Annotated in this window: 13 protein-coding genes; 6 read left to right on the top strand and 7 right to left on the bottom strand. The window is 71.9% G+C overall.

The annotated features are described in order from the left end of the window. Positions 1-4: 4 nt before the first annotated feature. From OG448_RS28025 to OG448_RS28005, 5 genes are read right to left on the bottom strand one after another with little or no spacing between them, the layout of a single operon-like run. Entirely contained in the window at positions 5-1,027 is a 1,023-nt protein-coding gene (locus OG448_RS28025; RefSeq protein ID WP_405557899.1) for a LacI family DNA-binding transcriptional regulator, read from the bottom strand. Between the two features lie 53 nt (positions 1,028-1,080). Next, positions 1,081-2,166, bottom strand: a complete 1,086-nt coding sequence (gene rhaS / locus OG448_RS28020; RefSeq protein ID WP_405557897.1) for a rhamnose ABC transporter substrate-binding protein — start codon at positions 2,164-2,166, stop codon at positions 1,081-1,083. Positions 2,167-2,181: 15 nt separating this feature from the next. Next, a complete protein-coding gene (locus OG448_RS28015) occupies positions 2,182-3,177 on the bottom strand; it encodes an ABC transporter permease (protein WP_405557895.1) in 996 nt (331 codons plus the stop codon). After that, positions 3,170-4,228, bottom strand: coding sequence for an ABC transporter permease (locus OG448_RS28010; RefSeq protein ID WP_405557893.1), 1,059 nt, complete (start codon positions 4,226-4,228; stop codon positions 3,170-3,172). The genes OG448_RS28015 and OG448_RS28010 overlap by 8 nt, the downstream gene beginning before the upstream one ends. After that, positions 4,225-5,721, bottom strand: coding sequence for a sugar ABC transporter ATP-binding protein (locus OG448_RS28005; protein WP_405557892.1), 1,497 nt, complete (start codon positions 5,719-5,721; stop codon positions 4,225-4,227). Before OG448_RS28005 ends, OG448_RS28010 begins: the two co-directional genes overlap by 4 nt. A 191-nt stretch (positions 5,722-5,912) precedes the next feature. Between OG448_RS28005 and OG448_RS28000 the strand changes: the two genes are divergently transcribed. From OG448_RS28000 to OG448_RS27985, 4 genes are read left to right on the top strand one after another with little or no spacing between them, the layout of a single operon-like run. Further along, complete coding sequence (locus OG448_RS28000) at positions 5,913-9,101, top strand: alpha-L-rhamnosidase (RefSeq protein WP_405557890.1); 3,189 nt, start codon at positions 5,913-5,915, stop codon at positions 9,099-9,101. Between the two features lie 26 nt (positions 9,102-9,127). Next, positions 9,128-10,306 (top strand): L-rhamnose isomerase, encoded by a 1,179-nt coding sequence (gene rhaI / locus OG448_RS27995; protein WP_405557888.1) that lies wholly within the window; start codon positions 9,128-9,130, stop codon positions 10,304-10,306. Then, positions 10,303-12,339 carry a bifunctional aldolase/short-chain dehydrogenase gene (locus OG448_RS27990; protein ID WP_405557886.1) on the top strand — a complete coding sequence of 679 codons (2,037 nt, stop codon included), beginning with the start codon at positions 10,303-10,305 and terminating at the stop codon, positions 12,337-12,339. Before rhaI ends, OG448_RS27990 begins: the two co-directional genes overlap by 4 nt. Before the next feature lie 53 nt (positions 12,340-12,392). Continuing rightward, entirely contained in the window at positions 12,393-13,826 is a 1,434-nt protein-coding gene (locus tag OG448_RS27985; RefSeq protein WP_405559007.1) for a rhamnulokinase family protein, read from the top strand. Here the strand turns inward: OG448_RS27985 and OG448_RS27980 are convergent. Continuing rightward, entirely contained in the window at positions 13,793-15,712 is a 1,920-nt protein-coding gene (locus OG448_RS27980) for an N-acetylmuramoyl-L-alanine amidase (RefSeq protein ID WP_405557884.1), read from the bottom strand. The genes OG448_RS27985 and OG448_RS27980 overlap by 34 nt on opposite strands. Positions 15,713-15,931: 219 nt before the next feature. Between OG448_RS27980 and OG448_RS27975 the strand changes: the two genes are divergently transcribed. Both OG448_RS27975 and OG448_RS27970 read left to right on the top strand, forming a co-directional pair. Beyond that, the gene (locus OG448_RS27975) at positions 15,932-18,547 is read left to right on the top strand and encodes an ABC transporter (RefSeq protein ID WP_405557882.1); all 2,616 of its coding nucleotides are present in this window, start codon (positions 15,932-15,934) and stop codon (positions 18,545-18,547) included. A gap of 156 nt (positions 18,548-18,703) precedes the next feature. After that, positions 18,704-18,940, top strand: a complete 237-nt coding sequence (locus OG448_RS27970; RefSeq protein WP_405557880.1) for a hypothetical protein — start codon at positions 18,704-18,706, stop codon at positions 18,938-18,940. Positions 18,941-19,017: 77 nt separating this feature from the next. Here OG448_RS27970 and OG448_RS27965 read toward each other — a convergent pair whose 3' ends face one another. Beyond that, positions 19,018-19,293: a hypothetical protein gene (locus OG448_RS27965; RefSeq protein WP_405557878.1), complete on the bottom strand. Its 276-nt coding sequence runs from the start codon at positions 19,291-19,293 to the stop codon at positions 19,018-19,020. Positions 19,294-19,317 lie beyond the last annotated feature (24 nt).

Raw genomic sequence — 19,317 nt, 5'->3', positions numbered from 1 at the left:
ACGCTCAGCGGGCCACGAGGCTCGATCCCCGTACCACCAGCTCCGGTTGGAGCACGACCCGGCGGTGCGCATGCCCCCCGGTGTTCTCCGACTCCGTTTCCTCCAGCAGGAGTTCGGTCGCCAGCGCGCCCATCGTGACGGCGGGCTGGCGTACCGAGGTGAGCGGGACCGCCGAGGCGGCGGCGAACTCGATGTCGTCGTAGCCGACGATCGCCATGTCCTGCGGGACCTTGACGCCCGCCGCGTAGAGGGCCTGGAGGACGCCGAGGGCCAGCAGGTCGTTGGCGCAGAACACCGCCGTGGGGCGCTCGGCGAGGCCCAGCAGGCGGGCGCCCGCGTCACGGCCGGCGGCCACGTCCAGGCGCTCGGTGGGGAGTTCGCGCAACGCCTCGGGCCCCAACCCGGCCTGGGTGAGGGCGAGATGGGCGCCTTCGCGGCGGTCCCTGACCTGCTTGAGCTGGGGTGGCCCGCTGACGTACGCGATCGAGCGGTGCCCGGTGTCCACGAGGTGGCGCACGGCGAGGGCGCCGCCCGCCACGTCGTCCACGGAGACCGAACACTCGGTGGTGCCCTCGGCCACCCGGTCGACCAGGACGAACGGGATGCGGTGGCGGCGGAACGCGTCGATGTTGCGGCCCGTGGCGTCGGTCGGGGTCAACAGCACCCCGCGCACCCGGTGTTCGGCGAAGAGGGAGAGGTACTCGGCCTCCTCGGCGGGGCTCTGGCCGCTGTTGCAGACCATGACACCGATCCCCGCCTCCCGCGCGGCCCGTTCGGCACCGCGGGCCACGTCCACGAAGAAGGGGTTGCCCATGTCGAGGACGAGCAGCGAGATGATCCGGCTGCGCCCGGCCCGGAGTTGGCGGGCGCTCTCGCTGCGTACGTATCCGAGCCGGTCGATCACCGCCTGGACGCGCAGCCGGGTCTCCTCGGTGACCGAGTCGGGGCGGTTGATGACGTTGGAGACGGTGCCCACCGAGACCCCCGCGTGCCGGGCCACGTCCTTGATGCCGACTCTGCCTGCCATGCGCGCCTTGCTCCGTTCCGCCGTCCCCCGCCCCGCGCCCAGCCTATGCCGGGTCAGAACCTGTACCGGTCGATGTTGCCCCGGTCGAAGACGGTGGGGGCTCCCAGGTCGATGACGCCCTTGTCCCCGACGGTGAAGGTGCCGAGGCTCCCCGCCTTGAAGGTCTCGCCCCGCTGCCCGGTGATCTGCCCGGAGGAGAGGGCGACGGCGGCGTGCGCGGCCAGGGCGCCGAGCTTGGCGGGGTCCCAGAGTTCGAAGGCGTCGACGGTGCCGTTCTTGACGTACCGGCGCATGTCGTCGGGGGTGCCGAGGCCGGTGAGACGGACCTTGCCCTTGTACTTGGAGCCGGAGAGGTACTGCGCCGCGGCCTTGATGCCGACGGTGGTCGGGGAGATGATCCCGGCCAGCCGCGGGTGTTCCTGGAGGAGGCCCTGGGTCTGCTGGAAGGACTGCTGGGCGTCGTCGTTGCCGTAGGCGGTGGTGACCAGCTTCATGTCCTTGTACCGGGGCTTCTTCAGCTCGTCCTTCATGAAGCCGATCCAGGTGTTCTGGTTGGTGGCGGTCTGCGCGGCGGAGAGGATCGCGATCTCTCCCTTGTACCCGAGCTGCTTGCCGAGGAGCTGGACCTGGGAGCGGCCGAGGGCCTCGGCGCTCGCCTGGGACACGAAGAGGTCGCGGCACCCGGGGTTGGTGTCGGAGTCGTAGGTGACGACCTTGATGCCGTTCTTCATGGCCTGCTTGAGCGCCGTGCACAGGGCACCGGGGTCCTGGGCGGACACGGCGATTCCGTCGACCTGCTGCTGGGTGAGGGTGTTGACGTAGGAGACCTGGCCGGAGGTGTCGGTGGCGTTGTTCGGGCCCACCTCCTTGTAGGAGGAGCCGAGTTCCTTCAGTGCCTGCTCGCCGCCCTTGTCGGCGACGGTGAAGTAGGGGTTGTTCACCTGCTTGGGCAGGAAGGCGACGGTGAGGCCCTTCTTGGTGGGGGCGTCCGGGTCGGCCTTGGCATGGGAGTTCCGGGCGCCGGCGTCGTCGTCCGCGACGGACTTCTTGGTGGTGCCGCCGCAGGCGGTCAGGGTGAGGGCGAGCGAGACGGCTGCGGCGAGCGCGGCGCACGCCGGGCGGAGGGCGGGGGTGGGCATGGCAGGTGGGTCCCTTCAGGAGGCGTGCGGCAGGGCGGTGCCGGCGCGCGTGGCCCGTGCGGCGGCGATCCGGCGGGCGAGGCGCGGGGCGAGCACGGAGACGACGAGCAGGACGCCGGTGACGACGATCTGCGACTGCGCGGAGACGTTGAGCAGGCTCATCACGTTCTGGAGGGCGCCGAGCAGGAAGACCCCCGCGAGGGCGCCGCCGAGGGTGCCCCGGCCGCCGTCGAAGCTGATCCCGCCGAGCAACACGGCTGCGACGACGGAGAGTTCGAGGCCGGTGGCGTTGTCGTAGCGGGCGCTGGCGTAGTGCAGGGCCCAGAAGATCCCGGTGGCGGAGGCCAGCAGGCCGGTGGCGGTGAACAGCCACAGCTTGTGCCGCCTGACCCGGACACCGGCGAACCGGGCCGCCTCCTCGTTGGCACCGATGGCGTACAGGGACCGACCGAAGGGGGTGGCGTGCAGGACGAGGACGGCGACGGCGAGCAGCAGCAGGAAGGGCGGCAGGGCGTACGGGACGAAGGTGCCGCCGATGCGGCCCGCCGCGAAGTCGAGGTACTGGCCGGGGAAGTCAGTGACCGCGTCGGAGCCGAGGACGATCTGCGCGATGCCCCGGTAGGCGGCCATGGTGCCGATGGTGACGGCCAGGGACGGCAGCCCGAGCCGGGTCACCAGCAGCCCGTTGACCAGCCCGCAGACCACGCCGAGCAGCAGGCACAGCGGGATGATCGTCTCGATCGCCATCCCCGCGTTCCACAGCGCGCCCATCACCGCGCCGGACAGCCCGGCGGTGGAGGCCACCGAGAGGTCGATCTCCCCGGAGACCACGAGGAGCGTCATGGGCAGGGCGATCAGCGCGACCGGCAGGGTGTTGCCGATCAGGAACGACAGGTTGAGGGCGTTGCCGAAGCCGTCCACGAAGGAGAAGGACAGCAGGAGCAGGACGAGCAGCAGGGCGCCGACGACCGTGTCCCAGCGGACGGCGCGCGCGAGGGGTGAGTCAGTCATGGCGGAGATCCCTCCGGTGCGGCGCGGACCGTTTCTTCAGGGCACGGGCGACGCGCAGCGCCACGATCCGGTCGACGGCGATGGCGAGCACGAGCAGCACGCCGTTGATGGCGAGCACCCACACGGAGCTGACGCCGAGCGCGGGCAGGACGCTGCCCACGGTGGTGAGCAGCAGGGCGCCGAGCGCCGCGCCGTACAGGCTCCCCGAACCGCCGGTGAAGGCGACCCCGCCGACCACCACGGCACTGACGACGGTGAGTTCGTAGCCGCTGCCGGTGGAGCTGTCGACGTTGCCGAAACGGGCCAGGTAGAGCGCGCCGGCGAGTCCGGTGAGGGCGCCGCAGGCGACGTAGGCGGCGAGGACGCGCCGTCGTACGGGGATGCCGGCGAGCCGTGCCGCCTCCGGGTTGGAGCCGAGCGCGTACAGCTCGCGGCCGCCACCGAAGTTGCGCAGGTAGTAGGCGGTGACCACGAGTACGGCGAGGGCGATCAGGGCGAGGTACGGGACGGCGGACAGGCCGCCGGAGCCGAAGTCGGTGAAGGTGTCGGGCAGGTCGGAGGCGGTGATCTGGCGGGAGCCGACCCAGATGGAGTCGGCGCCCCGGACGATGTACAGCGTGCCCAGCGTGACGACGAGCGCCGGGACCCGGCCGAGGCTGACGAGGGCGCCGTTCAGCAGACCGCACCCCACGCCGAGGACGACCGCGAGCAGCACCGCCACCAGGGCACTTCCGCCTCCCTGCAGGAAGTCCCCCGCGGCGAAGGCGGTGAGGCCCAGCACGGAGCCGACGGACAGGTCGACATTGCGGGTGATGACCACCAGCGCCTGACCGGAGGCGACGAGCACCAGGATCGTCGCGTTGAGCAGCAGGTCCTTGACGCCCTGCTCGGAGAGGAACTCCCGGTTGTCCGCCTGGGTGACGGCGATCATCACCAACAGGACGGCCAGAATGGCGAGTTCGCGGAGCTTGAACACGCGGTCCAGCAGCCGGGTCTCCGCCGCCGTGCCCGGCTCGACGGTGGGTGCGGGGGTGTGTCCGGTGACGGTCATCGCGCCCTCCCGGTGGCTGCCGCCAGTACGGATTCCTCGGTCGCGTCCGCGCGGGGCAGCTCGGCGGTGAGCCGCCCCTCGTGCATGACGAGGACCCGGTCGGCCATGCCGAGGATCTCCGGCAGGTCGGAGGAGATCATCAGCACCGCGACGCCGTCGGCGGCCAGCCCGGACAGCAGCCGGTGCACCTCGGCCTTGGTGCCGATGTCGATGCCCCGGGTCGGCTCGTCCACGATCAGCACCCGGGGCCCGGTGGCGAGCCACTTGGCGAGCACGACCTTCTGCTGGTTGCCGCCGGACAGGGTGCCCACGGCGTCCGCGATCCGGGCGTACTTGACCTTCAGCCGGACCGCCCAGTCCAGCGCCCGGCTGCGCTCCGCGCCCCGGTCCATCAGCCCGGCCCGAACGGTCGAACGGAGCCCGGTCAGGCCGATGTTGCGCTCGATGGACATGTCCATCACCAGTCCTTGGGCACGCCGGTCCTCCGGTACCAGGACCAGCCCGGCGGCCATGGCGGCGCTCGGGGAGCCGTTGGTGAGCGGCCGGCCGCAGACCTCGGCCGTTCCGGCGTCCCACTTGTCGACGCCGAAGACGGCACGCGCGACCTCGCTGCGCCCGGCGCCGACCAGACCGGCGAGGCCGACGATCTCACCGCCGCGCACCTCGAAGGACACATCGGTGAAGGCTCCCTCGCGGGTCAACCTTCGTACGCTGAGCGCCACTTCACCGGGCTCGGCCGGTTCCTTGGGGTACAGCTCGCCGAGGTCCCGGCCCACCATGCGGCGGACCAGAGCGTCTTCGGTGAGATCCCCGACCGGCTCGGAGGCGACCACCTCGCCGTCCCTCAGCGTGGTGACGTACTGGCACAGATCGAAGATCTCCTCCAGCCGGTGCGAGACGAACAGGATCGCGCAGCCCTGGTCGCGCAGGGCGCGTACGACACCGAAGAGGCGGGCCACCTCGCTGCCGGTGAGGGCGGCGGTCGGCTCGTCCATGATGAGGACGCGGGCGTCGAAGGAGAGCGCCTTGGCCGTCTCGACGAGCTGCTGGTCGGCGATGGAGAGGCCGCGCGCGGGCCGTTCGGGGTCGAGGTCCACCGCGAGGCGGGCGAAGAGCGCACCGGCGGCCGCGTTCATGGCCCGGTGATCCACGCGCCGCAGGGAGCGGCGGGGCTGGCGGCCCATGTATATGTTCTCGGCCACGGACAGGTCGGGGAAGAGCGTCGGCTCCTGGTGGATGACGGCCACCCCGGCGTCGCGGGCGTCGGCGGGGCCGTGCAGGACGACCGGGTCGCCGTTCAGCGAGAGGACACCGATGTCGGGCCGGTGCACCCCGGCGAGGGTCTTGATCAGGGTGGACTTGCCGGCGCCGTTCTCGCCCGCGAGGGCGTGGACCTGGCCGGCGTACAGCTCCAGGGAGACGTTGCGCAGGGCGCGCACGGCGCCGAAGGACTTGCTCAGGCCCTGCACGGCCAGGACGGGGGGCTCTGGCATGGGTCACACCGATCGGTCGGTCTGAAAGGTTTCAGGGAATTGCAGGGAAGCTAAGCCCGACCCAACTACCGAGTCAATGGGCGAGACTTGAAAATGCCGGAGGATGCCCGGTGCCCTTGACGGAGCCCGCCGCCGCCCCTAGCTTCACCTTCCGTGAAACGATTCATCACCGAGTCGTTACGGAGCCGACCATGATCAGCAGAAGACGACTATTGGGCACCACCGCCGGTACCGCCCTCGCCGCCACCCTGGCCCCGGGCGCCACCGAAGCCCAGGCCGCACCCCGCGCCGGGCACCCCGCCATCCGGGTCTCCCGGCCGACCGTGGAGTACGTGCGCAACCCCCTGGGCCTCGACACGCCCCGGCCAAGGCTCAGTTGGCCGATGACGCCCGAGGGGCACGACCAGACACAGAGCGCTTATCAGATCCGGGTCGCCACCCGGCCGGGCCGCCTGACCTCGCCGGACGTGTGGGACAGCGGCAAGGTGAAATCCCCCGACTCGGTCCTGGTCCCCTACGCGGGGCCGGAGTTGAGGGCGCGGACGCGCTATCACTGGCAGGTCCGGGTCTGGGACGGCACGGGCCGCGTGGGCGCGTGGAGCGAGCCGGCCTGGTGGGAGACGGGTCTCACCGCCGCCTCCGACTGGACGGCACGCTGGATAGCCGCCCCGAGCGAGCTGGTTGGGGCACCTTCTCTGCAGGGCGCTTCCTGGATCTGGTTCCCCGAGGGCGACCCGGCGAGCAGCGCCCCGGCCGCTACGCGCTGGTTCCGGGCCCGGGTGGAGGTCCCGGCCGGGGTGACGCGGGCCCGCCTGGTCATGACGGCCGACGACGGCTTCACCGCCCACGTGAACGGCGTACCCCTCGCGCACACCGAGCCGGACGGCCCTGCGGAGAACTGGAAGCGTCCGGTCGTCGCGGAGGCTCAACTGACGCCTGGAATCGCGGTGTTCGCCGTTGCCGCGACCAACGCCACTGAGAGTCCGGCGGGTCTGCTCGGCCTGATCGAGCTGACCACCCCGTCCGGTGTGCGCACCGTCGTGACCGACGCGTCCTGGAAAGCGGTGGCCAAGGAGCCCACCGGCGACTGGCGTTCGGCCGACTACGACGACAGCGCCTGGTCGGCGGCCAAGGTCGTCGCCCCCTGGGGGCAGGGGCCTTGGGGCAAGGTGACCGCCGCCTGGTCCCCCGCCGCGCAGTTGCGCCACGAGTTCCGCCTCCCGGCCGGGAAGACCGTCGCCCGGGCGCGCCTGTACTCCTCCGCGCTCGGCCTCTACGACGCCCACCTCAACGGCGCACGCGTCGGCGAGGACCGCCTCGCACCCGGCTGGACGGACTACCGCGAGCGCGTCCAGTACCAGACCCACGACGTGACGGACCGGCTCACCTCCGGCACGAACGCCCTCGCCGTGACTCTCGCGGCGGGTTGGTACGCGGGCAACATCGCCTGGTTCGGGCCACACCAGTACGGCGAACGCCCGGCATTCATCGGCCAGTTGGAAGTGACCTACACCGACGGCTCGACGGACCGCGTGCTGTCGGACTCCCGCTGGCGTGCGACCACCGGGCCGGTCACCGGCGCGGACCTGCTCTCCGGCGAGGACTACGACGCCCGCCGGGAGACACCGGGCTGGACGCGGGCGGGCTTCGATGACACCGGCTGGACGCCCGTCGACGAGGTCGACAAGGTGGCGGCGAAACTGGTCGCCCAGGTCGACGGCCCGGTCCGGGTCGAGCGCGAGGTCGCCGCCAAGAAGGTCACCGAACCCCAGCCCGGTGTGTTCGTCTTCGACCTGGGCCAGAACATGGTGGGCGCGGTCCGGCTGCGCGTCCGGGGTGAGGCGGGCACCTCGGTACGGCTGCGCCACGCGGAGGTGCTGAACCCCGACGGCACGCTGTACACCGCGAACCTGCGCACGGCGCGGGCCACGGACACCTACGTCCTCAAGGGCGGCGGCACCGAGATCTTCGAGCCGCGCTTCACCTTCCACGGCTTCCGCTACGTCGAGGTCACCGGCTTCCCCGGCAGGCCGCCGCTCGACGCGGTCACCGGCCGGGTGCTGCACACCTCGGCCCCGTTCACCATGTCCTTCAAGACCAATGTGCCGATGCTCAACCAGCTCCACAGCAACATCACGTGGGGTCAGCGCGGCAACTTCCTCTCCGTCCCCACGGACACCCCGGCCCGCGACGAACGGCTCGGCTGGACCGGTGACATCAACGTCTTCGCGCCGACGGCCGCCTACACCATGGAGTCGGCGCGCTTCCTCGCCAAATGGCTGGACGACCTGCGCGACGGCCAGTCGCCGGACGGCGCCTTCCCGAACGTCGCGCCCGTGATGGACGTCGGCGTCGGCGCGGCGGGCTGGGGCGACGCCGGGGTGACCGTGCCGTGGGCGCTGTACCGGATGTACGGGGACGTACGGGTGCTGGAGCGGGCCTGGGCGTCGATGGTGCGGTGGCTCGACTACCTGAAGGCGCACAGCACCGGGTACCTCCGGCCCGACGAGGGCTACGGGGACTGGCTGAACCTCCAGGACGAGACCCCCAAGGACGTGATCGGCACCGCGTACTTCGCGCACAGTGCCGATCTGGTGGCGCGGGCGGCCGAGGCGCTGGGCCGGGACCCGGAGCCGTACCGGACGCTCTTCGGACAGGTGCGGGACGCCTTCCGGGCCGCGTACGTCACCGGGGGCGGCCGGGTGAAGGGTGACACGCAGACGGCGTACGTCCTGGCGCTCTCCATGGACCTGCTCGCCGAGGCCGACCGCGCGCCCGCAGCAGCCCGGCTGGTCGAGCTGATCGAGGCGCGGGACGGGCATCTGTCCACCGGCTTCCTAGGTACCCCGAGGCTGCTGCCCGTGCTCACCGACACCGGGCACACCGAGGTCGCCCACCGGCTGCTGGCCCAGCGCTCGTACCCCGGCTGGGGCTATCAGATAGACCGGGGCGCCACCACGATGTGGGAGCGCTGGGACTCCATCAAGCCCGACGGCAGCTTCCAGGACGCCGGGATGAACTCCTTCAACCACTACGCGTACGGCTCGGTCGGCGAGTGGATGTACGCCCACCTCGCCGGAATCGCCCCCGCCGCGCCCGGTTTCCGGAAGATCCTGGTGCGACCCCGCCCGGGCGGGGGTGTGACCGAGGCCCACGCCCGGTTCGACTCGGTGTACGGCCCGGTCTCCACCGACTGGACGACGGGCGAGGAGGGGTTCCGCCTCACCGTGTCCCTACCGCCCAATACCAGCGCCGAGGTGTGGATACCCGAGGGCCGCCGGAAGGCCCAAGTCCGGGGCGGCACAGCCGCGTTGCTGCGCAGGGAGGACGGCTGCGCCGTCTTCGCCGCGGGCTCGGGCACCCACCGGTTCGCCGGCTGACCACCATCCTCCAGAAGGGCTGCGCGATGACCAGTAGGGACGAGCCCCGCTCGCGGGACGCCGTGAAGGCGGCGCTGAGCACCCAGGCCGTCGAGACCCCGTCCTGGGCGTACGCGAACTCCGGCACGCGCTTCAAGGTCTTCGCGCAGCCCGGCGTGCCCCGTACCCCCTTCGAGAAGCTGGACGACGCGGCCCGCGTGCACGCGCACACCGGAGTGGCGCCGACCGTCGCCCTGCACATCCCGTGGGACCGCGTGGACGACTACGGCGAACTGGCCGAGCACGCGGCCAAGTTGGGCCTACGGATCGGGACGATCAACGCCAACGTCTTCCAGGACGACGACTACAAGCTGGGCTCGGTCACCAATCCGGACCCGGCGGTGCGCCGCAAGGCGGTCCGACACCTGCTGGACTGCGTGGAGATCATGGAGGCGACCGGGTCGCGGGACCTGAAGCTCTGGTTCTCCGACGGCACCAACTACCCCGGCCAGGACGACCTCCGGACCCGCCAGGACCGGCTCGCCGAGGCTCTGCGCACGGTGTACGACCGGCTGGGCGACGGTCACCGGATGCTGCTGGAGTACAAGCTCTTCGAGCCCGCCTTCTACGCCACCGACGTGCCCGACTGGGGCACCGCCTACGCGCACTGCCTCAAACTCGGCCCGCAGGCACAGGTGGTGGTCGACACCGGGCACCACGCGCCCGGCACCAACATCGAGTTCATCGTCGCCACCCTGCTCCGCGAGGGGCGGCTCGGCGGCTTCGACTTCAACTCCCGCTTCTACGCGGACGACGACCTGATGGCCGGCGCCGCCGACCCCTTCCAGCTCTTCCGCATCATGTACGAGGTGGTACGCGGCGGCGGCCTCACCCCGGACGTGGCCTTCATGCTCGACCAGTGCCACAACATCGAGCCGAAGATCCCCGCGATCATCCGCTCCGTGATGAACGTCCAGGAGGCCACCGCCAAGGCGTTGTCGGTCGATGCCGAAGCCCTGGCGGACGCCCAGCGCGCCGGTGACGTGCTGGCGGCCAACGGGGTCCTGATGGACGCGTTCAACACGGATGTACGACCGCTGCTCGCCGAGGTGCGCGAGGAGGCGGGACTCGATCCCGATCCGATGGCCGCCTACCGGCGCTCGGGCTGGGCGGAACGGGTCGTGGCGGAGCGGGTCGGTGGCGAGCAGGCGGGGTGGGGCGCATGACACGGCAGGCCGACGTGGTGGGCGAACTCCTGGCGCGTGCGCACCGGCTGGGAGCCGACCCGCGCAACACCAACTACGCGGGTGGCAACGCCTCCGCGAAGGGCACCGCCGTCGACCCGGTGACCGGTGACGACATCGGACTGCTGTGGGTCAAGGGCTCGGGCGGCGACCTCGGCACCCTCACCCCCGAGGGCCTGGCCGTGCTGCGCCTGGACCGGCTGCGGGCGCTCGCGGGTGTCTATCCGGGAGTCGAGGCCGAGGACCGGATGGTCGCGGCCTTCGACTACTGCCTGCACGGCAAGGGCGGTGCGGCGCCGTCCATCGACACCGCCATGCACGCCCTGGTGGACGCGGCCCATGTGGACCATCTGCATCCGGACTCCGGTATCGCGCTCGCCTGCGCGGCGGACGGCGAGAAGCTGACCGCCGAGTGCTTCGGCGAGCAGGTGGTGTGGGTGCCGTGGCGGCGGCCCGGCTTTCAGCTCGGCCTCGACATCGCCCGCGTCAAGGAGGCCAACCCGCGCGCGATCGGGGCGATCCTGGGCGGGCACGGCATCACCGCCTGGGGCGACACCTCCGCCGAGTGCGAGCGCAACAGCCTGCACATCATCCGCACCGCCGAAGCCTTCCTGGCCGCGCGCGGCAAGGCGGAGCCCTTCGGCCATCTCCTCGCGGAGTACACCCCGCTGGAGCCGGCCGCGCGCCGGGAGCGGGCGGCCGCGCTGGCCCCCACGGTCCGCGCGCTCGCCTCACAGGACCTGCCGCAGGTCGGTCACTTCGACGACTGCGCCGAGATCCTGGAGTTCCTGTCCCGTGCCGAGCATCCGAGGCTGGCCGCGCTCGGCACCTCCTGCCCGGACCACTTCCTGCGCACGAAGGTCCGCCCCCTCGTCCTCGACCTGCCCCCGGCCGCGCCACTGGACGAAGTGCGGGCACGGCTGCGGGATCTGCACACCGCCTACCGCGAGGAGTACGCGGCCTACTACGCCCGGCACGCGGGCCCCGACTCCCCCGCGATGCGCGGCGCGGACCCGGCGATCGTGCTGGTTCCCGGGGTCGGCATGTTCTCCTTCGGCCGGGACAAGCAGACGGCGCGGGTGGCGGGCGAGTTCTACCGCAACGCCGTCAACGTGATGCGCGGGGCCGAGGCGGTGTCGTCGTACGCGCCCATCGAGGAGCGGGAGAAGTTCGGCATCGAGTACTGGGAGCTGGAGGAGGCCAAGCTGCGCCGGATGCCGAGGCCGCGCCCGCTGGCCACCCGGATCGCGCTGGTGACGGGCGCGGGCTCCGGTATCGGCCGGGCCATCGCGCACCGGCTGGCCGCCGAGGGGGCCTGTGTGGTGGTGGCCGACGTCAAGGGCGCGGAGGCGGTGGCCGAGGAGCTGGGCGGGGCGGACCGGGCGGTCGCGGTCACGGTGGACGTGACGAGCGAGGAGCAGATCGCCGACGCGTTCCGCCGGGCGGTGCTGGCCTTCGGCGGGGTGGACCTGGTCGTCAACTGTGCCGGGATCTCCGTGTCGAGGCCGCTGCTGGAGACGACGGCGCGGGACTGGGACCGCCAGCACGCCATCATGGCCCGCGGCTCCTTCCTGGTGTCCCGCGAGGCGGCACGGGTGATGACGGAACAGGGGCTCGGCGGCGACATCGTCTACATCGCGTCCAAGAACGCGGTGTTCGCGGGCCCGGACAACATCGCCTACTCGGCGGCCAAGGCCGACCAGGCCCACCAGGTGCGTCTTCTGGCGGCGGAGCTGGGTAAACACGGCATCCGGGTGAACGGCGTCAACCCGGACGGTGTGGTGCGCGGCTCCGGCATCTTCGCGGGCGGCTGGGGCGCCCAGCGCGCGGCGACGTACGGCGTCCCGGAGGACGAGCTGGGCGCCTTCTACGCCCGCCGCACCCTGCTGGGCCGCGAGGTGCTGCCCGAGCACGTGGCCAACGCGGTCTTCGCGCTGACCGGCGGGGACCTGACCCATACGACGGGTACGCACATCCCGGTCGACGCGGGTGTGGCGGCCGCGTTCCTGCGGTGAGCCTCGGGAACGCGTACGCCGCCGTCGACCTGGGCGCCTCCAGCGGCCGGGTCATGGTCGGCCGGGTCGGACCGGACACCCTCCGCCTCACGGAGGTCCACCGCTTCCCGAACCGCCCGGTGCGCCTGCCGTCCGGGCTGCACTGGGACGTGCTCGGCCTGTACGCCGGGGTCCTCGACGGCCTGCGCGCGGCGGGACGCCTGGCCCGGCTCACGTCGGTCGGCATCGACTCCTGGGCCGTGGACCACGGCCTGCTGGACACCGACGGCGCCCTCCTCGGCAACCCGGTGCACTACCGGGACACCCGCACCGAGGGCGTCCCCGAGCAGGTGTGGGCGAAGCTGCCGCCGACGGAGCTGTACGCGCACACGGGACTCCAGTACGCCCCCTTCAACACCCTCTACCAGCTCGTCGCGGCCCGGAACAGCGCGCAACTCCAGGCGGCCACAGAGGTGTTGCTGATTCCGGACCTGCTGGCGTACTGGCTGACGGGGACGCGCGGCACCGAGCTGACCAACGCCTCCACCACCCAGTTGATCGACCCGCGTACCCGTGCCTGGTCGCACGAGGTGGCGGACCGGGCCGGCATCGACCTCGCGCTCTTTCCCCCGCTGCGCCTGCCGGGCACCCCGGCCGGGTCGCTGCTGCCCGCCGTGCTGGAGGAGACGGGGCTGACCGGGCCGGTACCCGTGACCACGGTCGCCTCGCACGACACGGCGTCCGCCGTCGCCGCGGTCCCGGCCGCCGCCGGGGAACGATTCGCGTACGTCTGCACCGGCACCTGGTCCCTGGCGGGACTCGAACTCGACTCCCCCGTGCTGACCGAGGCGAGCAGGCTGGCCAACTTCACCAATGAACTCGGCCTGGACTCCACGGTCCGCTACCTGCGCAACATCATGGGCCTGTGGCTCCTCCAGGAGTGCCTGCGCGCCTGGGGTGAGCCGGACCTCGGCCCGCTCCTCGACGCGGCGGCGGCAGCGGAGCCGCTCCGGTCGGTCGTGGACGCGGGCGACCCGGAGTTCCTGACCCCCGGCCGGATGCCGGACCGTGTCGCCGCCGCCTGCCGCGCCACCGGACAGCCGGTGCCCGAGGGCCGGGCGGCGACCGTCCGCTGCGTCCTGGACTCCCTCGCCCTGGCCCACCACCGGGCCGTCGAAGACGCCCAGCGCCTTTCCGGACGCTGTGTGGACGTCGTACGGGTCGTCGGCGGGGGCGCGCGCAACGCACTGCTCTGCCAGCTCACTGCCGACGCCTGCGGGCTCCCGGTCATCGCGGGCCCGACCGAGGCGGCGGGCCTGGGCAACGTGCTCGCCCAGGCCCGCGCGCACGGCGACACCGGGGAGTCCCTGGCCGAGCTGCGCGCCCTGGTGGCCCGTACACAGCCGCTGAGCCGGTACGAACCGCGGGGCACGACGCGTGCCTGGCGGGCGGCCGGTCAGCGGCTGGCCGACGGTCAGACTCCGGTGGCGGTCACGGCCGAGGAGTAGACCAGTGCGACACGGTGGTTGTACTGGATCGTGTACATCTTCCTGGCGCCGACGACGACCGCCCCGGAGGAGAAGTAGTCGTCGGTGTTGACCGGCGGCCGGGTGGCGACGTACGCCTGACCGGCGGGGACGGTGTAGTAGCTGAGCGGCGCCTGGGTGGAGGGGGACAGCCCCGCGGGGTACTCCGCCGGGTCGGGGTAGCTTGAGCCGTAGACCGCGACCGGGGTGGTGCCCGCGGCGGAGACCAGGGTGACGCCCTGCGCGGGCGTGGTGTTGACGCCGGCCGGGTTGAAGAACCAGACCTTCGTGCCGCTGTACCAGATGGCGGTCCAGTCGCCGTCGGTGCCGGCCACCACGAACTGCTGGCCCGCCTGCGCGGTGGAGCCCCAGTCACTGATCCGGTCGGTGCCCGCGGCGCCCTTGTGGATGGCCTGGTCGCCGAAGAGCGGGGCGGTGGCGCTGGGCGCGGTGCGCAGGTAGACGAAGTTGGCGGCCTGCTGCTGGCGGACGCAGGAGGGGGTCGCGCCCGTGGGGTCGTCGCCGGGGCAGATCTGCACGGTCTGCTGGTTTCCGCTGAAGCCGGGGGCGATCGTCACCGCGGAGCCGACCGGGCCGACGCCCTGCTCCCCGGTCACCGGGGCGCCGAGCAGGCTCATGAAGTGCTCCCAGTCCCAGGCGGTGCCCGGGTCCCAGTGCATGCCGGCGATCAGGCTGGAGCTGGGTCCGGCGACATCGTCGTGGCCCATGATGTGCTCACGGTCCAGGGGTATGCCGAAGCGGCCGGCGAGGTACCGCACCAGGGACGCCGTGGCCTGGTACTGCGCCTCGGTGTACCAGGTGGCGCCGTGCGCGGCGTAGCCCTCGTGCTCGATACCGATGGAGTGCAGGTTCGTCGAGTAGTTGCCCGCGTGGTAGGCGACGTCCTTGGTCGGCACCATCTGGGTCACCGCCCCGTCCGAGGACCGCATCACATAGTGCGCGGAACTGCCGCCCGGGTTCTGGAACGTGGAGATGGCGGACTGGTACGACGACTCGGTGTCGTGGATGACGATCGTGTCGATCCGGACACCGTTGGCGGACCGGTTGGACACCTGCCCGTTGGACGCCGCCGCCGGCACGAAGGTGCAGGTGACGTCGGACGGGCATTCGGTGGCGGTGGCCGTCGCGGCACCGGCCAACTGCCCGTTGGCCGGGTGGACGTGGCCGTCGGCGGCCATCGACACGCGCTGCCCGTCGGAGGTCGTGCGGGCGGCGCCGGTGCGCAGGGTGGCGAAGACGCGGTCGGCGAACGCCGTGGCGGTCCGCTTCCCGGCGGAGCCGCTGTAGCGGGCCACCGCGCCGTACCACTGGCCGGGGTCCGCCGACAGGGTGCGGCGCGCGGACTTCTGATAGGAGGCGAGCAGCGCGGCGCCGCCCGCGATGTTGGCGGCGGGGTCCTCCCGCAGTTCGGCCGGGGACAGCCCGGTGAGCTTCGCCGCCGCGCGCAGGGTGTGCAGGGCGGGGTCCTTCGCCAGATCGGCGAGGTCGGCCCGGCCGACCGCTCCAGCCGGGCCGGAGGCCAGCATCGCGGGGGTGACGTCGGTGAGGTGCATCGGGCCGTAGCCGCCGCCGGTGCTCACCTGGCCGGCGTGCGCGTCCCACGCCGACTCCTGGTAGGAGACGGCGAGCAACACCTGGGTGGGGACGTGGTACTTGGCGGCCGCGGCCGCGAAGGCGTGCTGACGCGCGCCGGGTCCCGACGGCGCCGGGGTGGCGGCCTGCGCGGTGGTGGGCACCAGGCCGGTCAGGGCACCCGCGGTGAGCGCGCCCGCGGCGGCCAGACCGAGCAGCCGATGGCGTACGACGGGCTTACGGGCAGCGTTCTCCGTGGGTCTTTTGGTCTTCATTCGTTTCCGCACTCCATGACAACCAGGAAAGGGTAAAAAGGCATTCGTCATCGCATTGCCGCGCTTCTTTTGGAGCGTCAATTCCCTTGTAGGTCAACGGCGTTCGAACCGTATGGCCACTGAACTCAATTGCGCAACCAGCTCTGCGGGGGCATCGCGGCATCACCCGATCACCAGGCGCTCGCGGCACGGACCGGCCGGTCAGGCTAGGTTTTGCCCATGGCTCCACCCCCACGACAGACGCCCGCGCCATCGCCCGCCGCACCACCGGACACCGGTCAGGACGGGCTGATCAGGGTCCGTGGCGCCGACGAACACAATCTGCGGCATGTCGATGTGGACGTACCCCGTGACCAGGTCGTGGCCTTCACGGGAGTGTCGGGGTCCGGCAAATCGTCGCTCGCGTTCGCGACCATCTACGCCGAGGCCCAGCAGCGCTACCTGGAATCCGTGGCGCCGTACGCCAGGCGCCTGATCGACCAGGGCGCGGCCCCCAGGGTCGGCTCGATCACCGGTCTGCCGCCGGCCGTGGCGCTGCGCCAGCAGCACAGCGGCGGCAGCACCCGCTCGACGGTGGGCACCGTCAGCCGGGTCTCCAACGTGCTGCGCATGCTGTACTCCCGCGCCGGTACCTACCCGGCCGGACGGACCCCGGAGGACCTTGCCGGAACGTTCCCCCGCGACGCGGCGCCGCTGGACTCGGACAGCTTCTCGCCGAACACCGCCGTGGGCGCCTGCCCGACCTGCTCCGGTCTGGGGCGGCTGCACAGCGTCGACGAGAGCAAGCTCGTCGGCGACGACTCCCTGAGCATCCGCGAGGGCGCGATCGCCGCCTGGCCGGGCGCCTGGCAGGGCAAGAACTACCGGGACATCCTCGCCGAGCTGGGCATCGACATCGACGTGCCCTTCCGCGAGCTGCCCGCCGCCCGGCGCGAGTGGCTGCTGACCACGGACGAGCAGCCGACGGTCACCGTGCACCCGGTCCGTGACGCGCACCGGGTCCAGCGCTCGTACCAGGGCACATACATGAGCCCCCGCAAGTGGGTGATGCACACGTTCGCCACCTCCAAGGCGGCGCATCTGCGCGCGAAGGCCGCCTCGTTCATGGCCGAGGAGATCTGCCCGACCTGTCACGGCAAGCGGCTGAATCCGGAGGCGCTGGCGGTGACCATCGCCGGGCAGGACATCTCCGTGGCCACCTCGATGCCGCTGAGACAGCTCGCGGCCTTCCTGGAGTCGGCGCGGGACCACCCCGACACCCTGGCCCTGCCGGCCGAGCGCAGGCAGGCCGCGCAGGCCCTGATCGGCGGCCTCCAGGACCAGCTCGGCACGCTGACCGACCTGGGCCTCGGCTATCTCGCCACCGGGCGCGCGACGTCCACCCTCTCCAGCGGCGAGCTGCAACGGCTGCACATGGCCACCCAGCTCCGCAGCGGCCTGTTCGGGGTGCTGTACGTGCTGGACGAGCCCTCGGCCGGGCTGCACGCCGCCGACACGGAACTGCTGCTCACCGCACTGCGACGGCTCAGGGGCGCCGGGAACAGCGTCTTCGTGGTGGAGCACAACGCGCAGGTGCTCGCCTCGGCCGACTGGATCGTCGACATGGGCCCGGGCGCCGGCCGGCACGGCGGCCAGGTCCTCTACAACGGGCCCACCGAAGGGCTGCACGAGGCACCGGAGTCGGTGACCGCCCGGTACCTCCCGCTGGACGCGCCCAGCGTGCCGGGACCGGAGGAACCACGGCAGCCGGAGGGGTGGCTGCGCCTGGACGGGGTCACCGGCCACAACCTCCGTGACGTGGACGCGAGTTTCCCGCTCGGCACGCTCACCGCGGTCACCGGCGTCTCCGGGTCCGGCAAGTCCACCCTGGTCCGGCGCGCCCTCGCGGAGACGGTCCGCGATCACCTGCACGCCGACGAGACCACGGAGGACCTCGCCCGCAACCCCGCCTCGGTGGAGACCGCCGACGAGGAGGAGGCCGGGGTGCCGGTCTGGGCCCTGGAGGAGGACCGGGTAACGGTGCGCTCCAGTGCGGGACTTGAGCACATCAACCGTCTGGTGGTCGTGGACCAGAAGCCCATCGGCCGTACCCCGCGTTCCAACCTCGCCACCTACACCGGTCTCTTCGACAGCGTCCGCAAGCTGTTCGCCGCCCAGCCGACCGCGCGCGAACTCGGTTACACCGCAAGCCGGTTCTCGTTCAACGTGACCCAGGGCCGCTGCCCGCACTGCCTGGGCGACGGGGTCGTCAGCATCGAACTCCTCTTCCTGCCCACGGAGACCTCCCCCTGCCCGGTCTGCGAGGGCGCCCGCTACAACCCCGGCACGCTGATGGTGCGTTACCGCGACAAAACCATCGCCGACGTGCTGGCGATGAGCGTGGAGGAGGCGCACGAGTTCCTCGCCGACGTGCAGCCCGCCGCCCGCATCCTCAAGCTGCTCTCCGACATCGGGCTCGGCTATCTGACGCTGGGTCAGAGCGCCACCACCCTGTCCGGCGGCGAGGCCCAGCGCATCAAGCTGGTGAGCGAGCTGCACCGGGCGCCGCGCGGCCACAGCCTCTATCTGCTGGACGAGCCGACGACGGGACTGCACCCGGCGGACGTGGACCTGCTGATCGGACAGTTGCAACGCCTGGTGGACGCCGGGAACACGGTCGTCGTGGTGGAGCACGACCTGCGCACGGTCGCCGCCGCGGACTGGGTCGTGGACCTCGGGCCGGGCGCCGGGGACGACGGCGGCCGCATCGTCGCCGAGGGCCGACCGCAGGACGTCGCGCGGGCGGGCGGCACCCCTACCGCCGACCACCTGGCGCACCGCCTGTCAGCCCGCTGACCTGCGAGGCTGCGGTCTGTCCATATTTGTCGGCATATCTGATGATTGTCGGTAGCATGGATACGGCCGTAGCCGCGCGAGGGCCGCAGCGGGCTCGTGGGGCTGCCAACCGAGGGGTGCGGGCAGAACGCTCCCCGACACGGAAGGTGAGCGATCATGACGGGCAAGATGGACGCATCAGAGGCCGCACGCATCATGAGCGACCCGAACTCCACCCCGGAAGAGCGCTCGGTCGCGGCCAGCGCCCTGTCGGACAGCGAGCGCGGGCACCACACGAGCAAGCGTGTCGGCTCCGAGGCGGGCCGGCTTCTGGACGACCAGAACATCTCCGAGGACGACCGGTCCGTGGCCGGCAGCGACCTCGAGCAGGACCGCAGGCGCAAGGGCCACTGAGCAGTTCCGGCCGGAACGCCCGACGAGATGGACGCCGCCCGTCACGCGGCGTCCATCTCGTCGTACGGACAAGGGAGTTACGCGCCGTCCTCGTCGGCCGCCGCCTTCGAGGTGACCGCCAGGTCGATGAACCGGCGGATGGTCTCCACGGGCATGTCGAGCCCCTGGGAGGCGGCGTCCTCGTCACCGAAGACCTCCACCGCCTCCACGACGGCCACGGCCAGCTCGGCCTCCGCCTTGCGCGCCTTCACCTCGGCCTTGTCGACGGTGTCGACGACGGCGAGCTGACGACGCTGCTTCTCCTGGAGGCGCTGTTTACGGGACGGCGTCTTGCCGGGGCTCTGCACAGTCACAACCAAGATCATAAACGGACCCGC

This window comes from Streptomyces sp. NBC_01171 (assembly GCF_045039805.1).
Lineage (GTDB): Bacteria > Actinomycetota > Actinomycetes > Streptomycetales > Streptomycetaceae > Streptomyces.
This window is presented reverse-complemented; position numbering and strand designations above follow the sequence as displayed.

Excerpts from the sequence above, each read along its gene's own strand:
- OG448_RS28025 (WP_405557899.1), bottom strand. The coding sequence starts at position 1,027 with ATGGCAGGCAGAGTCGGCATCAAGGACGTGGCCCGGCACGCGGGGGTC.
- rhaS (WP_405557897.1), bottom strand. The coding sequence starts at position 2,166 with ATGCCCACCCCCGCCCTCCGCCCGGCGTGCGCCGCGCTCGCCGCAGCC.
- OG448_RS28015 (WP_405557895.1), bottom strand. The coding sequence starts at position 3,177 with ATGACTGACTCACCCCTCGCGCGCGCCGTCCGCTGGGACACGGTCGTC.
- OG448_RS28010 (WP_405557893.1), bottom strand. The coding sequence starts at position 4,228 with ATGACCGTCACCGGACACACCCCCGCACCCACCGTCGAGCCGGGCACG.
- OG448_RS28005 (WP_405557892.1), bottom strand. The coding sequence starts at position 5,721 with ATGCCAGAGCCCCCCGTCCTGGCCGTGCAGGGCCTGAGCAAGTCCTTC.
- OG448_RS28000 (WP_405557890.1), top strand. The coding sequence starts at position 5,913 with ATGATCAGCAGAAGACGACTATTGGGCACCACCGCCGGTACCGCCCTC.
- rhaI (WP_405557888.1), top strand. The coding sequence starts at position 9,128 with ATGACCAGTAGGGACGAGCCCCGCTCGCGGGACGCCGTGAAGGCGGCG.
- OG448_RS27990 (WP_405557886.1), top strand. The coding sequence starts at position 10,303 with ATGACACGGCAGGCCGACGTGGTGGGCGAACTCCTGGCGCGTGCGCAC.
- OG448_RS27985 (WP_405559007.1), top strand. The coding sequence starts at position 12,393 with ATGGTCGGCCGGGTCGGACCGGACACCCTCCGCCTCACGGAGGTCCAC.
- OG448_RS27980 (WP_405557884.1), bottom strand. The coding sequence starts at position 15,712 with ATGAAGACCAAAAGACCCACGGAGAACGCTGCCCGTAAGCCCGTCGTA.
- OG448_RS27975 (WP_405557882.1), top strand. The coding sequence starts at position 15,932 with ATGGCTCCACCCCCACGACAGACGCCCGCGCCATCGCCCGCCGCACCA.
- OG448_RS27970 (WP_405557880.1), top strand. The coding sequence starts at position 18,704 with ATGACGGGCAAGATGGACGCATCAGAGGCCGCACGCATCATGAGCGAC.